The organism is Streptomyces sp. SAI-170, from assembly GCF_049739565.1.
Lineage (GTDB): Bacteria > Actinomycetota > Actinomycetes > Streptomycetales > Streptomycetaceae > Streptomyces.
In genome coordinates this window covers 7,868,639-7,883,483 of record NZ_JBMGQD010000001.1, presented here as the reverse complement: position 1 = coordinate 7,883,483, position 14,845 = coordinate 7,868,639, and the positions used below count along the sequence as shown (strand labels likewise).

At 72.2% G+C, this 14,845-nt stretch carries 13 protein-coding genes and 1 riboswitch; of the genes, 11 read left to right on the top strand and 2 right to left on the bottom strand.

Translation table 11 applies throughout. From position 1 onward, the window contains the following. The first annotated feature begins 121 nt into the window (after window positions 1–121). A complete protein-coding gene (locus RKD23_RS35385; RefSeq protein WP_424857431.1) occupies window positions 122–1,300 on the top strand; it encodes a serine hydrolase domain-containing protein in 1,179 nt (392 codons plus the stop codon). A 411-nt stretch (window positions 1,301–1,711) separates the two neighbouring features. Here RKD23_RS35385 and RKD23_RS35380 read toward each other — a convergent pair whose 3' ends face one another. Further along, window positions 1,712–2,389, bottom strand: coding sequence for an HAD family hydrolase (locus RKD23_RS35380; protein ID WP_424858409.1), 678 nt, complete (start codon window positions 2,387–2,389; stop codon window positions 1,712–1,714). A gap of 315 nt (window positions 2,390–2,704) precedes the next feature. Here RKD23_RS35380 and RKD23_RS35375 point away from each other — a divergent pair, with 315 nt between their 5' ends. Then, window positions 2,705–4,282, top strand: a complete 1,578-nt coding sequence (locus tag RKD23_RS35375) for a carbohydrate-binding protein (protein WP_424858408.1) — start codon at window positions 2,705–2,707, stop codon at window positions 4,280–4,282. Window positions 4,283–4,374: 92 nt separating this feature from the next. Continuing rightward, window positions 4,375–5,103 carry a hypothetical protein gene (locus tag RKD23_RS35370; protein ID WP_424857430.1) on the top strand — a complete coding sequence of 243 codons (729 nt, stop codon included), beginning with the start codon at window positions 4,375–4,377 and terminating at the stop codon, window positions 5,101–5,103. Window positions 5,104–5,150: 47 nt separating this feature from the next. Here RKD23_RS35370 and RKD23_RS35365 read toward each other — a convergent pair whose 3' ends face one another. After that, entirely contained in the window at window positions 5,151–7,481 is a 2,331-nt protein-coding gene (locus RKD23_RS35365) for a collagenase (RefSeq protein WP_424857429.1), read from the bottom strand. Window positions 7,482–7,714: 233 nt separating this feature from the next. Between RKD23_RS35365 and RKD23_RS35360 the strand changes: the two genes are divergently transcribed. The 8 genes from RKD23_RS35360 (at window position 7,715) to RKD23_RS35325 (ending at window position 14,838) form a co-directional block, all read left to right on the top strand. After that, the gene (locus RKD23_RS35360) at window positions 7,715–8,875 is read left to right on the top strand and encodes an NAD(P)/FAD-dependent oxidoreductase (RefSeq protein ID WP_424857428.1); all 1,161 of its coding nucleotides are present in this window, start codon (window positions 7,715–7,717) and stop codon (window positions 8,873–8,875) included. A 48-nt stretch (window positions 8,876–8,923) separates the two neighbouring features. Next, window positions 8,924–9,244, top strand: a complete 321-nt coding sequence (locus RKD23_RS35355; RefSeq protein WP_424857427.1) for a (2Fe-2S)-binding protein — start codon at window positions 8,924–8,926, stop codon at window positions 9,242–9,244. Further along, window positions 9,225–10,652, top strand: a complete 1,428-nt coding sequence (locus RKD23_RS35350; protein ID WP_424857426.1) for an FAD-dependent oxidoreductase — start codon at window positions 9,225–9,227, stop codon at window positions 10,650–10,652. The genes RKD23_RS35355 and RKD23_RS35350 overlap by 20 nt, the downstream gene beginning before the upstream one ends. Before the next feature lie 50 nt (window positions 10,653–10,702). Then, complete coding sequence (locus tag RKD23_RS35345) at window positions 10,703–11,614, top strand: dihydrodipicolinate synthase family protein (protein ID WP_424857425.1); 912 nt, start codon at window positions 10,703–10,705, stop codon at window positions 11,612–11,614. A gap of 29 nt (window positions 11,615–11,643) precedes the next feature. Then, window positions 11,644–12,648, top strand: a complete 1,005-nt coding sequence (locus tag RKD23_RS35340) for a proline racemase family protein (protein ID WP_424857424.1) — start codon at window positions 11,644–11,646, stop codon at window positions 12,646–12,648. A 78-nt stretch (window positions 12,649–12,726) separates the two neighbouring features. After that, window positions 12,727–13,428 carry a GntR family transcriptional regulator gene (locus RKD23_RS35335; RefSeq protein ID WP_424857423.1) on the top strand — a complete coding sequence of 234 codons (702 nt, stop codon included), beginning with the start codon at window positions 12,727–12,729 and terminating at the stop codon, window positions 13,426–13,428. 135 nt (window positions 13,429–13,563) lie between these two features. Then, a riboswitch (cobalamin riboswitch) is annotated at window positions 13,564–13,747 on the top strand. A gap of 30 nt (window positions 13,748–13,777) precedes the next feature. Then, entirely contained in the window at window positions 13,778–14,467 is a 690-nt protein-coding gene (locus tag RKD23_RS35330) for an energy-coupling factor ABC transporter permease (RefSeq protein ID WP_424858407.1), read from the top strand. Beyond that, entirely contained in the window at window positions 14,464–14,838 is a 375-nt protein-coding gene (locus RKD23_RS35325; RefSeq protein WP_424857422.1) for an energy-coupling factor ABC transporter substrate-binding protein, read from the top strand. Before RKD23_RS35330 ends, RKD23_RS35325 begins: the two co-directional genes overlap by 4 nt. The last annotated feature ends 7 nt before the right edge of the window (window positions 14,839–14,845 follow it).

Below are 14,845 nucleotides of genomic sequence, written 5' to 3'. Positions count from 1 at the left end.
AGTGCCGTCATTATGGTCATGCTCACAGCCACGCGGGGCGCTTCCGGCGTAGGGCTGTCCCCCGTTCCGGCGTGGGGTTGGCCGGATCGTTTCCAGGGGGAAGCGAAAATAGCGTGGGGCCATGACCTCGACTCCGCGTAAGCGCCTCGCCGTCGCCATCGGTGTCGCCATGCTGTTCACCGCCGGGGTGACCAACGGCGTCGCTCGGTCCGCGGGTGCCTCCCCTGCCGAGCAGTTGCGCCGGGACACCGAAGCGATCCATGCCCTCGGTGTCAGCGGGGTGCAGGCTCGCGTGATCGGGCCCGACGGCCGGCAGTCGGTCGCCACCAGCGGTACCGCCGACCTCGGCACCGGCCGTCCGGTTCCTTCCGACGGCTACTTCCGGATGGCCAGCACGTCCAAGACGCTGGTCGCCACCGTGGTCCTCCAACTGGAGGCGGAGGGCAGGCTGTCCCTCGACGACACGGTCGACCACTGGCTGCCGGGCGTGGTCCGGGGCCACGGCAACGACGGCAGGCGGATCACCGTCCGCCAACTGCTCCAGCACACCAGCGGCATCCACGACGACCTGCCCGGCTACACCACGCCGGAGGAGTACCACGAGCAACGCCACGACCTCTACAGCGCCGAGCAGTTGATCGCCCGCGCCATCGCCCACGCACCCGACTTCCGGCCCGGCAAAGGCTGGGCGTACTCCAACACCGGATACGTCCTGCTCGACCTGATCGTCCAGAAGGCCACCGGCCGGCCCGCCCACCAGGAGATCGAGGACCGCATCCTCCGCCCGCTCGGCCTGCACGGAACCAGGTGGATGGGCACCTCGCCCGACCTCCCCCAGCCTCACGCCCGGGCCTACCAGCTCTTCGGCCCCGACGCCCGTGTGGACGTCACCGACCAGATACCTGTGGACCGCGAGAACCTCTCATGGGTGACGACCACGCGGGACGAGAACCTCTTCCTCCGCGCCCTGCTCGGCGGCCGACTGCTCCCGGCACGGCAACTGGCCGAGATGCGGCAGACCATCCCCGTCAGCGCGGACGTCCAACAGCTGTGGCCCGGCGGCCGCTACGGTCTCGGCCTGGTCGAACGCCCCCTCACCTGCGGAGGAACGTACTGGAGCCACGAGGGCGGGGACGGCGGCTACATCACCCTCAACGGCGTCACCGACGACGGCAGGCGAAGCGCCGTGGTCTCCATGTCCGAGGCACGCGGCGACACCCCGCAACACATCCTGGAACAGGAGAACGCGGCCAGTACCCTCATCGACCACGCGTTGTGCGCCGGGGCCCGCCGGGCCTAGGACCCGTCTTCCCAGGGCTCGTAGCGCCGCAGAGCCACATTCTCCGGAATGCCGAGCCGCCGGGCCGCTGCCCGCCTCTCACGGACCTGTGACCAGGTGCGAGGGCGGAATCCAGGACCGCCGCATCCGCAGGAATGGAAGGTGAGCCCGGCACCGAGCGCCGCTTCCAGGGCCTTCCACGCCTGTCCGTCGCGCCGCGGAGGGACCGCCAGGTCGTACCCGGCGTCGATCATCGGCCGGCGACAGCGCGGGCAGGGATGCTCACGAGGCGGCATCCCGTTCTGCTTGTACGACGAACGACACGCCAGGCAGACGTAGTGACGCTTGTACGGCATCGCATACCGGCACATGCCCACACGCTAGTGCGCCGGGCGCAGCCACCGCTGAGGCTTTTCCGGCGAGGCCCACCGGTCAAGTCCCCACATGCGCCGGCTTCTCAGGCAAAGGCCCCCCATCACACCGCCCCACGAAGTCCAGGATGTACGGCACCGCCTCCCGCAGCGAGGCGAAGTGGCGGTGCACCCCCGTCACCGGCTCAGCCGTGTTGACGCCCCACACCGTCATCCCGGCAGCCAGTCCCGAGCGCACCCCGGACGGGGCGTCCTCGATGACGAGGCAGTCGTGCGGGTCGGCACCCAGCAGGGCGGCCGCGTGGAGGTAGGGCATCGGTGAGGGCTTGCCCTCCTCGACCGTGGCCGCGTCCACGACCAGGGCGGGGTCGGGCAGGCCGGTGCGCCGGAACCGGCCGCGCACGCGGTGTTCGTAGTTGGAGGTCACCAGCGCCCAGGAGCCGGGCGGAAGTGCGGCAAGGAGTGCGGAGGCGCCGTCGAAGGCCGTGTAGGTGCCGTGGCGGACGTCGTCGTCCTCCAGGTCGTGCAGGGCGGCGAGGCACGCGTCGGGGTCGCGGTCCGGGGCGACTTGGGCGAAGGTCTCGGTCGGGCGGGTGCGCAGCGCCACCGCATGGACCTCTTCCGGGTCGAGCCCGTACCGCCGTGCCCAGGTGTGCCACACCTGGCGCTGGTTGGCTACGGCGTCGATCAGCGTGCCGTCGACGTCGAACAACACGTACCTCGGGCGGGCCGCCCCCATGGCTGCGTCTCTCACGGGCCGATCATGTCAGGGGCCCCGCCGGGGCAGCCCCCCGCACCCCTGGGGAACCCACGGGCGCCGGCCGGCCGAACCCCTGATGCCCCCAGGAAGCGTCGGCCGAAACCACCGTTGCCCCACAGGAAGCGCCGGCCCAACTCCTGTTGCCTCACAGGAAGCACGCACACCTCTTGACGTGCCCACGGCAGCCTTCCTAGCGTAGCAAGCGCTTTCCCTCTCGTGTGTCTTGAGCCCGCACCTCACCCGCCTGCACCCCAGGCGACCACGGAGAAGGACGAGGACCCCTTCATGAAACCGATGTCATCGCTGTCGCTGCTGGCATGCGCCGGCCTGGCGCTCGGCGCCGTCGTGGCGCTGCCCGGCTCCGCCGCGACGGCCGCCCCGACCCGCTACGAGGCCGAGAGCGCGCCCGCTGTCTGCGACGGCACCATCGACACCAAGCACGCCGGATACTCCGGCACCGGCTTCTGCGACGGCCGCAACGCCACAGGCGCCGCACTGCAGTTCACGGTGAACGCCGCCGAGGCCGGCACCGCGACCCTGTCGGTCCGGTTCGCCAACGGCACGACCACCGCCCGGCCCGCGACCCTCACGGTGAACGGCACCTCCGCCGGAACGCCGTCGTTCGAGGGCACCGGCACCTGGACGGCATGGACGACGAAGACGCTCACCGTGCCGGTCGTCCAGGGCAGCAACACCATCCGGTTCAGCCCCACCACGGCGGCCGGCCTGCCCAACATCGACTACCTCGAGGCCGAGGTCAGCGGCACCACCACGCCGCCGCCGACGGGCAGCGCGCTCTACGTCTCCCCGAACGGCACCGACGGCGCGGCCGGCACGGCGGACGCCCCGACCACGCTCACCTCCGCGATCAGCCGCGTCGCCTCGGGCGGCACGATCTACCTGCGCGGCGGGACGTACAACCAGGCCACCACGGTGACGATCCCGGTCGGCAAGAACGGCACCGCCTCCGCGCGCACCACGCTGGCCGCCTACCCCGGCGAGACCCCGGTGCTCAACTTCTCGGCGCAGACCGAGAGTTCGTCGAACCGTGGCCTCCAGCTCAACGCGTCGTACTGGCACATCCGCGGCCTCGTCGTCCAGCGGGCCGGGGACAACGGCATCTACGTCGGCGGCAGCAACAACGTCATCGAGCGCACGGTCACGCGCTTCAACCGGGACACCGGCCTTCAGCTCGGGCGCATCGCCTCCACCACGCCGAGCAGCGAGTGGCCGTCGAACAACCTGATCGTGAGCGCGGAGTCGCACGACAACGCCGACTCCGACGGCGAGGACGCCGACGGGTTCGCCGCGAAGCTCACCACCGGCCCCGGGAACGTGTTCCGCTACGCCGTCGCCCACAACAACATCGACGACGGCTGGGACCTGTACACCAAGCCGGACACCGGCCCGATCGGCCCGGTGACCATCGAGGACTCACTGTCCTACAACAACGGCACCCTCAGCGACGGCTCCCAGGCCGGTGCCGGTGACCGCAACGGCTACAAGCTCGGCGGCGAGGACATCGCCGTCAACCACGTCGTGCGCCGCAGCATCGCGTACCGCAACGGCAAGCACGGGTTCACCTACAACAGCAACCCCGGCTCGATGGCGGTCTCCGGCAACGTCAGCGTCGACAACGGCGAGCGCAACTTCAACTTCGACGCCGGTACCTCGGTGTTCCGCGGCAACACCTCGTGCCGCAGCACCAGCGGCACGAACGACCGGATCGTCGGCGACTCCGACAGCTCGAACCAGTTCTGGTCCGGCTCCAACGGCTCCCGGTGCACGACGTACGCCGGCGCCCTCGGCTGGTCCTTCACCTCGGACGGCCGGCTGGCGGTGACCTTCGGCGGCCGCCCGGTCACGCTGTAGGACCCGCACCCCGCGCTCCCGGGCGGCCCCTCCACCCCACAGGCAGGGGCCGTCCGGGCCTCGGCACGTCCCTGAACAGGCAGACTGTACGGATGAGCGAGTATCGCCCGGTGGACCGGGAACCTGCGCCCGAGCGGTACGGGCGCCTGCGTGTGCGTACCGACGATCTCGGCCCCGCCGAATGGATCGGCAACGGCCCCACCGGGGCCGGGGCGTTCGGGACGGTGGCGGGTGTCGCCGCGCCCGGGTTCGCCGCGTACGCACGGGTGCTGCATCCGGCGGAGCTGGACGAGCGGCCGGTGCGGTGGGACACCGTGGCCGCCGCGTACGGGCGGGAGGTGGCGCCGCTCACCGACTGGCACGAGGTGATCGGCGTGGACCGCGACTACCAGAACGCCGACGAGTACGGGCTGCCGGGCGTGTGGGACGAGCACGTCTGGGAGGGGCCGACGCCGCCCGTCGTCGCTCAGGCCCTCATCCCGATCCTGGCGCGGCACACCGGGACGCCGGAGCAGTGCTGGTTCGGGCTGTGGGCCGGCTACGGGCGGTGGGAGTGGGAGGGCGTGCCGACCTTCCCGACGCCCGGCCGGGACGAGGTGCTGCTGTCCGGGCCGCTCACTGACGCCGTCTCCCCGGTGTCCATGGACGAGTTCGCCGAGCTGCCCGACCTGTGGTGGCCGCAGGACCGGGCCTGGTGCGTGGGCGGTGACGTCGACCTGGTCAGCAGCTACGTCGGCGGCTCCCCCGAACTGATCGCCGACCTCCTGGCCTCGCCCGACCTGGAGGCGCACCCGGTCGGGCCGGGCGACCGGGTGGGCTGACCGTGCCAGTGCCCGGCCGACCGGGTGCCGGCCGGGCGCCTGTCACATCAGGGACGCAGCGGTCCCTCGCAGCGGTAGTCCGAGGTGCCCGCGCGGCCCGAGGACCAGAGGGTGACCTCGCCGAAGGAGCAGTTCATGTCGGCGAGGTTGTTCACCCCGCGCAGGCTGCGGTCGAGCAGGAAGTAGTCGACGGTCTCCGCCATGTCGCCGAAGACCCTGTCGGGACTGCCGGCGTCCGTGAGGTTCGCGGTGATCCTTCCGGTGCAGACGTAGCGCGGACGGTCGCTGCTGCCGCCGCCGGTACACTCCGGCGTCGTGTACGTGGTGGCCGCGAACGACGACCGCACGTCGGCGACGGTGGCGGCGCTCAGTTCACCGAGCGGCGTGTGCCGGGTGGCGGGTACGAACAGGTCGTCGACGTGGGCGATCTGCTCGTCGAGGAAGGCGTCGTAGGCCCGCTGGAGCGCCGTGTCCCGGCCGAGCCGGTCGCGCCAGGCGTCGAAGGCCGCCGGGTCGTCGGCGCGCAGGTGCCGGTACATCTCCTTGAGCTGGCCGGGGTGTTCGAGCCACAGGAAGCTGAAGAACGTGCCCGCGTACGAGTAGAAGCGGAAGCCGTCGCCGTCGTAGGTGGCGTGCAGGAGCTGGTCGACGCTCATGCGGGGGCCGCCGTTCGCGGTGTCCCGGATGATGCTGCGGACCAGGGACGCGCGCACCTTGACGCCGTCGTCGCGGGTGGCGCCTGCGAAGAACTCGGCGGTTCCCTCGTCCATGGCGGTGGTGCGGTCGCCCTGGTACCAGGAGCCCTCGCCGAACAGTCCGGGCACGGCCCATCTGCCGTTCAGATAGTGCGTGTACTCGTGACGGAACAGCTCCTCCAGGGTGAGCGAGGAGTCCTGCGGCACCCGGCGCTGGTACGTGTAGAAGGTCGCGCCGCGTTCGATGTAGATGCCGCCGTTCTCGGTGCCCATGCCGGTGAGCAGCGGGTGGAAGTTCTCGTAGTCGGCGCGTGAGGCGTACAGGACGATGTTCAGGGTGGTGTTGGTGTCGCCGCGCAGTGGCTCCAGCGTGCCGAGGACGCGGTGGAACTGCGCCTTGACCTGCTTGCTCGCGTAGTACAGCTGGTCGACGGTGGCCCGGTCCAGGCCGGTGCGCACCCGCATGGCGTCGCCGCGGACGTCGGTGTCGTAGGCGAAGGTGTTGGGGAAAAGACGGCGTTCGATGTCGCTGCGGCACACGCGGTACGGCGCGCAGGCGTCGAACTCGATGAGCCAGCTCGCGACCTTGGCCCAGGGGGCGCTGCGGTCGCCGAAGGTGCGGGCCGTGGTGTCGAGGAGGGCGCCGAGGCCGGTGACGGTCTCGGCGCGGAGCCGGTCGATCTGTCCGAAGCGGCCGTACTCGCCGAGCGCGTCGCGCACGACCCAGGCGTTGGGCCGGTCCTTGAGATGGGTGTACGTCGCGAAGGTGCGGAAGGCGGCCCGGTAGGAGGGGTCGGCGGCGACGGCGTCGTGGAAGGCGGTGTCCCGGTTGCCGGTGTAGACGCCGAGGTAGTTCAGGGAGAGCGCGGCGAGCGCGGCGCCGGCCCAGCTGGTGTCCTGGGCGGTGGCGCGGTCGGGGCCCATGGTGGCCAGGACCCGTTTCACCAGCGGGAGTTGGTACTGGCGCAGGCCCGGGGCGCTGGCCGCGTAGAGGGCCTCTCGAAGGGTTTCGGCGTTGGCGCGCGTGGCGTCGAAGGTGCGCGGGGCTACGCCGAGGGCGCCGACGGCCTGGCGCATCGCGGCGACGGTCGGGGCGTCGGTGACGTCGATCTCCGGGCGCGAGAAGTCGTGGTAGGCCACCGCGTGGAGGTAGGTGAACAGCTCCAGCAGATGCCTGCTGTTGGTGCCGTCGTGGGCCGGGGCGAGAGCCGCGGCCCGCCGGGAGACCGCCTGGACGTGCGCGTCGGACATGACGGGCGCCAGGCGTCCGTCCCAGGTCCAGATGAGGGTGCGCAGACAGCCGTCGGCGGTGACGGCCGGGTCGGTGAGGAAGTCCGCGAACCGTTCGGGCGTCAGCCCGGTCACCCCGTCGAGGGTGCAGGGTGCGAGGGTGCGGGCGGTGGTCCCGCGCGGGGCGGCCGTGGCCCCGCGGACGCGGCCGTCGGCCCGGGCACCGCCGGGGGCGGTCGGCCGCAGGGCGCTGATCCTCGGCGCCTCGGTCAGGTGCTCCACATGGTCGCGGTCGCCGTAAGGGGCGGGCATGGAGGGGGAGTTGGCGGTCGCCGCGTACCCACTGGGAAGGCCGGTGAGGCTGACGGCGAGGGCCGTCGAGACCGTGAGCAGGGATATGCGCCGCCATCTGCCGAGGGGGCGAGGGGTGTGCCGGGTTCTCGTGAGGAACACCGATGACTCCTGTGGGGAGTGGGGTGAATGGGGGGTTGCGATGGCGCCGCCGCGGAGGAAGATCGCCGCGCTGAACGGGCGGAACCATGTGATGTGTAACGTAGTAATGTGAAATTGCACTGACAACCCCCGTGCACTGACAGGCCATATGACGAGACGTCAGTTCAGCCGCCCCGGCAGATCAGTTCGCGGTCACCCTTGGCAGCACCAGTACAATGTGAAATATTACTGAGGTGCCCACGAGACACTCTGCGGATCTCATCGTGGTCGGGGCGGGTGTGGTCGGCGCGGCCTGCGCCTTCTACGCCGCCCGCGCCGGCCTCAGCGTCACCGTCGTCGACCGCGGCCCCGTCGCCGGCGGGACCACGGGGGCGGGCGAGGGGAACCTCCTCGTCTCCGACAAGGAAGCCGGCCCCGAACTCGAACTGGCTCTGCTGTCCTGCCGTTTGTGGCGGGAACTCGCCGCTGCGCTGCCGTCGGCCGTCGAGTACGAGCCGAAGGGCGGCCTGGTCGTCGCCGACGGCGACAAAGGCCTCGCCGCCCTGCGGGAGTTCGCCGACCGGCAGCGCGCCGCGGGCGTCACCGCCGACGACGTCCCCGCCGACCGGCTCGCCGAGCTGGAACCGCACCTGGCCCCCGATCTCGCGGGAGGCGTCCACTACCCCGAGGACGCCCAGGTCCAGCCCGCCCTCGCCGCGGCCCATCTGCTGCGCGCGGCCGGGGACCGGGTGCGGCTCCGGCTCGGCGAGGAGGTCACCGCCGTGCTCACCGGCCCGGACGGCGAGGTGCGGGGCGTGCGGACGCCCGCGGGTGAACTCCACGCCCCGTACGTCGTGAACGCGGCGGGCACCTGGGGCGGGGAGGTGGCCCGGCTGGCGGGGGTCACGCTGCCGGTGCGGCCCCGGCGGGGGTTCGTCCTGGTCACCGAGCCGCTGCCGCGGGTGGTGCGGCGCAAGGTGTACGCGGCGGACTATGTCGCCGACGTGGCCAGCGACTCGGCGGCGCTGCAGACCTCGGCCGTCGTCGAGGGCACCCCGGCGGGGCCGGTGCTGATCGGGGCGAGCCGGGAGCGGGTCGGCTTCGACCGCACCCTCTCCGTGGAGGCGCTCGGGCGTCTGGCCGCGCAGGCGGTACGGCTGTTCCCGGTGCTCGGCTCGGTGCGCGCGATCCGCACGTACGCCGGGTTCCGTCCCTACCTGCCCGACCATCTGCCCGCCATCGGCGCCGACCCCCGCCGGCCCGGCCTGCTGCACGCCTGCGGCCACGAGGGCGCGGGGATCGGGCTGGCCCCGGCGACGGGGCGGGTGATCGCGGCACTGGTCGCCGGGGGTGAACTCCCCCTGGACATCGGGCCGTTCAGGCCGGAGCGATTCGAGACGACCGTATGCGAGTGACCCTTGGTGCCCCTTCGGAAAGTGGCCCTTCAGGAAAGGAGGCACGTGATGGCGCGTGACCGCAGTCCGGCCGAACTCGTCGGCGCGACACCGGAGTCCGCGTTCGAGATCACCTTCGACGGCAGGCCCCTCGCCGCCCTCCCCGGGCAGTCCGTGGCCGCCGTGCTCTGGGCGGCGGGTGTGCTCGCCTGGCGGACCACGCGGGTGGGGGGACGGCCGCGGGGCGCGTTCTGCGGCATCGGGCATTGCTACGACTGCCTGCTGACGGTCAACGGCCGCCCGAACCTCCGGGCCTGTCTGGTCCCGGCCCGTCCCGGCGACGCCGTCACCACACAGGAGGGACACGGTCATGCCGACCTCGCTGTCTGACTCCGCGTACGACCTGGCGGTGATCGGCGCGGGTCCCGCGGGACTCGCGGGCGCGGTCACGGCGGCCGAACTCGGGCTGAATGTCGCCCTGTTGGACGCCAGCGCGCAGACCGGCGGGCAGTACTACCGGCACCCCTCCCCCGGCCTCGGCGCCGCCCGCCCCGAGGCCATGCACCACGGCTGGCGGACGTACGCCGGTCTCCGCGGCCGCCTCGCCGACAGCACGGTGGACCGTCTCCCGGGACACCAGGTGTGGACGGTGGCCCGCGAACCGGACGGCTTCGCGGTGCACGCGGTCGCCGACGACGACCGCCCGGTCACCGTGCGGGCCCGCACGGTGCTGCTCGCCACCGGGGCGTCCGAGCGTCAACTCCCCTTTCCGGGCTGGACCTTGCCGGGTGTCGTCGGGGCGGGCGGGGCGCAGGCCCTGCTGAAGTCGGGCCTTGTGCTGCCCGGCCGCCGGGTCGTCGTCGCGGGCAGCGGCCCGCTGCTGCTCGCCGTCGCCGCGTCGCTCGCCGCGGCCGGTGCGCGTGTGCCGGCGCTGGTGGAGGCCTCCGGTTACCTGGCCTACGCCCGCCGTCCGCACCTGCTCACCGCGGGCAAACTGGCCGAGGCCGCGCCGCACGCCCTGGCCCTGCTCCGGCACCGGGTCCGGGTGCGCACCCGCAGCGCGGTGACCCAGGTGCACGGCACGGACCGGGTGGAGGCCGTCACGGTGTCGCGGCTTGACCACGACTGGCGGCCCGTACGGGGGTCGGGCCGTCGCATCGACTGCGACGCGCTCGCCGTGGGGCACGGCCTGGTCCCGCACATCGACCTGGCCACCGCACTGGGCTGTACGACCCGCCGTACCCCGGACGGCACCCACGCGCTCGCCCTCGACGACCACCAGGAGACCTCCGTGCCCGGCCTGTGGGCCGCGGGCGAGACCGGCGGCGTCGGCGGAGTCCACCTCGCCCTGCTGGAGGGCGAGCTCGCCGGAGCCGCTGCCGCCGCCCGGACCGGCGGCCGGCCCCTTCCCGAGTCCCGGCTACGGCGGCTGCGGCGCGGGCGGGCCCGGCTGCGGGCCTTCGCCGCACTGATGGCCGCCGTGCACGCGCCGCGTCCGGGCTGGACCGGCTGGCTCGACGACGGCACGGACGTGTGCCGCTGCGAGGAGGTCACCGCAGGGCGCATCCGCGAGGCGGTCACCGAGCACGGGGCCGGTGACGCCCGGACGGTCAAGCTGCTGACCCGCGCGGGCATGGGCTGGTGCCAGGGCCGCGTGTGCGGCACGGCCGTCGCCTGCCTCGCGGCGGGCTCGGGCCTGCCGGCCTCGCCCGAACGCCGCCCGCTGGCCGCGCCCGTACCGCTCGGAGCGCTCGCCGCACTCGCCGAACCACCCACGCCGGACGAACCCGGCACATAGCCGGCAGAGCGCAGTACCTGCAAGCCACTCCCTCAGAGAAAGGTTCCCCGATGAGCACCACCGCCTCCTGGAACGCCGACCGTCCCTGGCGCGGCATCATGGTCGCCACCGCGCTCCCGCTGCGCGAGGACCTCTCCGTCGACTACGACGCCTACGCCGAGCATGTGCGCCGACTCGTCGCGAGCGGCTGCGACGGAGTCGTGCCCAACGGCTCGCTCGGCGAGTACCAGACCCTCACCGACCGGGAGCGGGCCCAGGTCGTCCGTACCGCCGTGGAGGCCGCGGGCGACGGGGCGCGCGTGATGCCGGGCGTCTCCGCGTACGGCAGTGCCGAGGCGCGGCGCTGGGCCGACCAGGCCGCCGAGGCGGGCTGCGGCAGCGTGCTGCTCCTGCCGCCGAACGCCTACCGGGCCGACGAGCGGGCGGTGACCGCGCACTACGCCGAGGTCGCGCGCGCCGGACTGCCCGTCGTCGCCTACAACAACCCCATCGACACCAAGGTCGACCTCACGCCCGAGCTGCTGGCCCGGCTGCACGCCGAGACGGGGATCGTGGCCGTGAAGGAGTTCTCCGGCGATGTGCGCCGGGCCTACCGGATCGCCGAACTCGCCCCCGAGCTGGACCTGTTGATCGGCGCGGACGACGTGCTGCTCGAACTGGCCGTGGCCGGCGCGGTCGGCTGGATCGCCGGCTACCCCAACGCCTTCCCGGAGGCCTGCGCCCAGCTCTACGACGCGGCCGTCGCCCGCGACCTGGACACCGCGCTGCCGCTGTACCGGTCGCTGCACCCGCTGCTGCGCTGGGACTCCAGGACCGAGTTCGTGCAGGCGATCAAGCTGTCCATGGACATCGTCGGCGTGCCCGGCGGCCCCACCCGGCCGCCGCGGATGCCGCTTCCCGAAGCGTACGAGGCCGAGATCCGCGCGGCCACCGAGAAGGCCGTCGCCGACGGTCACCGTTGAGGCAACCGGACCCACTGAAAGGGGCGTTCGTGCGCACGCGTCATGTCTTCCACGCCGTCGATTCGCACACCGAGGGCATGCCCACCCGTGTCATCACCGGCGGTGTCGGGGTGGTGCCGGGCGCCACCATGGCCGAGCGGCGCCGCCACTTCGCCGAGCATCTGGATCACCTGCGCACTCTGCTGATGTACGAGCCGCGCGGGCACGCCGCCATGAGCGGGGCGATCCTGCAGCCGCCCACCCGGCCGGACGCCGACTACGGGGTGCTGTACATCGAGGTGTCCGGCCTGCTGCCGATGTGCGGGCACGGCACCATCGGGGTCGCGACCGTGCTGGTGGAGACCGGCATGGTGCAGGTCACCGAGCCCGTCACCACCGTACGGCTGGACACTCCGGCCGGGCTGGTCAGTGTGGACGTACAGGTCGAGGACGGGGCCGCGAAGGCGGTCACGCTCACCAATGTGCCGTCGTTCTGTGTGGGACTCGACCGCAAGGTGGAGGTGCCCGGGTACGGCTCGGTGACGTACGACCTCGCGTACGGCGGTAACTTCTACGCCTTCGTGGAACTGGAGGCGCTGGGGCTGCCGTTCGACCGGGCGCGGAAGGACGAGCTGCTCGCCGCCGGGCTGGCGGTCATGGAGGCGTTGAACGCCTCGCCCGACCGGCCCGTGCATCCGGTGCAGCCGGAGATCGCCGGGCTCAAGCACGTGTATCTCGCGGCGCCCGGCTCCGATGCGCGGCGTTCGCGGCACGCGATGGCCATCCACCCCGGCTGGTTCGACCGCTCGCCCTGCGGCACCGGTACGTCGGCGCGGATGGCGCAGCTGCACGCGCGCGGGGAGCTGCCGTTGCACCGGGACTTCGTCAACGAGTCGTTCATCGGTACGGAGTTCACCGGGCGGCTGGTGGAGGAGACGGAGGTGGGCGGGGTGCCGGCGGTGGTGCCGCGGATCACGGGGCGGGCCTGGATCACGGGTACGGCGCAGTACTTCCTCGACCCCGACGACCCGTTCCCGGGAGGGTTTCTCCTCTGAGGGCAACTGCCGTACGAGGGCGGCGAAAACAACGTGACATTGTACTCTGGTGATCCTCGGCGGCACGAAGGGAACACCATGGGGCACCTCCAACGCAACCTCGCCACCACCCGCGAGCGGCTGCGCGACCAGGTCGCCCACGCACTGCGTGCCGCGCTGATCTCCGGCGAACTCAAGCCGGGGCAGGTGTACTCGGCGCCCGGGCTCGCGGAGGACTTCGGCATCTCCGCGACGCCCGTGCGCGAGGCCATGCTGGACCTCGCCCGCGAGGGGCTGGTCGAGCCGGTGCGCAACAAGGGGTTCCGGGTCACCGAGGTCGACGAGCGGGACCTCGACCAGTACAGCGAGATCCGGATGCTCATCGAGGTCCCGATGATCGGCCGGATCACCCGCAGCGCCTCCCGTGAGGAGCTTCAGGCGCTGCGGCCGGTCGCCGAGGAGATCGTCGCGGCGGCCCGTGAGCACGACCTGATCGGCTATCTGGAGGCCGACCGGCGGTTCCACCTCTCCCTGCTCGCTCTGGGCGGCAACGACCGTCTGGTCGAGACCGTGGGCGACCTGCGCAAGCGGTCCCGGCTGTACGGGCTCACCGCGCTGGACGCGAGCGACCGGCTCATTCCGTCGGCCGAGGAGCACATCGAGCTGCTCGATCTGATGGTGGCCGGGGACGCGGAGGGCGCCGAGCGCTGTATGAGCCGCCATCTCGGACATGTCCGCTCGCTGTGGGCGGAGGGCGAGCAGAAGGCTGGTAATGCCGCGAAGGCCGCAAAGGTCATGTGAACACCCGGCACGCAGTGATGATGATCACGAGGGATCCCTCCCGGGGTGCGCCGGGGCGCAGGGGTGGCACGGCGGAAGCCTGTTGGCGGTCTTGTGCGCCCCCGAGGGCCGCTTGTCACCGTCGCGTTCCGGGCACTAGTGTCACCACGCCTTGGTGAACGGGAAATCCGGTGCGAAACCGGTGCGGCCCTCGCCACTGTGATCGGGAAGTCCGGCTCCGGCCCTCACGGGCAGCCACTGGGTTCTAGCGACCCGGGAAGGCGGAGTTCGGGCGGTGGTACCCGTCAGCCAGGAGACCGGCCAAGGCATGTCAACCATCCACGAGGTGCTGGAGAGGGTCTGCCGGGCCATGCACATAGCCGAGGGTTTTCTTCCTCCGGCGCACGCGATCGCCTGGGGCGTCGCGTCCGCCCCCTTTGTCGTCCACGGAGTGCGTTCACTCACCCGTGAGGTCAAGGAACACCCGGAGAGCACCCTGCTCCTCGGCGCCTCCGGTGCCTTCACGTTCGTCCTGTCCGCGCTCAAGCTGCCGTCGGTGACGGGAAGTTGCTCCCACCCCACCGGGACGGGTCTTGGCGCCATCCTGTTCCGGCCGCCGATCATGGCGGTGCTGGGCACCATCACCCTGCTGTTCCAGGCGCTGCTGCTCGCGCACGGCGGCCTGACCACGCTCGGCGCCAACGTGTTCTCGATGGCCATCGCCGGACCCTGGGTGGGCTACGGCGTGTACCGGCTGCTGCGCCGCTACGACGTGCCGCTGATGGTCGCGGTGTTCTTCGGGGCGTTCCTCGCGGACCTGGCCACGTACTGCGTGACCAGTGTGCAGCTCGCGCTCGCCTTCCCGGATCCGAGCAGCGGTTTCCTGGGCGCGCTCGGCAAGTTCGGCTCCATCTTCGCCGTCACCCAGATCCCCCTCGCGATCAGCGAGGGCCTGCTGACGGTCCTGGTGATGCGGCTGCTCTCGCAGTCCAGCAAGGGCGAGCTGACCCGGCTCGGCGTGCTGGTGAGCGGGCCGAAGAGCGAGGCGGTGGCCCGATGAAGCGGAACACCAAGATCAACCTTGTGCTGCTGGCCCTCGTCGCCGCGCTCGCGGTGCTGCCGCTGGCGCTCGGCCTGGGCGACCACAAGAAGGAGCCGTTCACCGGCGCGGACGCCGAAGCGGAGACGGCGATCACCGAGATCGACCCGGACTACGAGCCCTGGTTCTCCCCGCTGTACGAGCCGCCGTCCGGCGAGATCGAGTCGGCGCTGTTCGCCCTCCAGGCGGCTCTCGGCGCGGGCGTCCTCGCCTACTACTTCGGGCTGCGCCGCGGCCGTCGGCAGGGTGAGGAGCGGGCGCGCGCGGGGCTGGAGGCCGAGCGCGGGGACGTCCCCGCCGACGACAGCCACGCCGGCGCCGGGCAGGGCTGACGCGCGC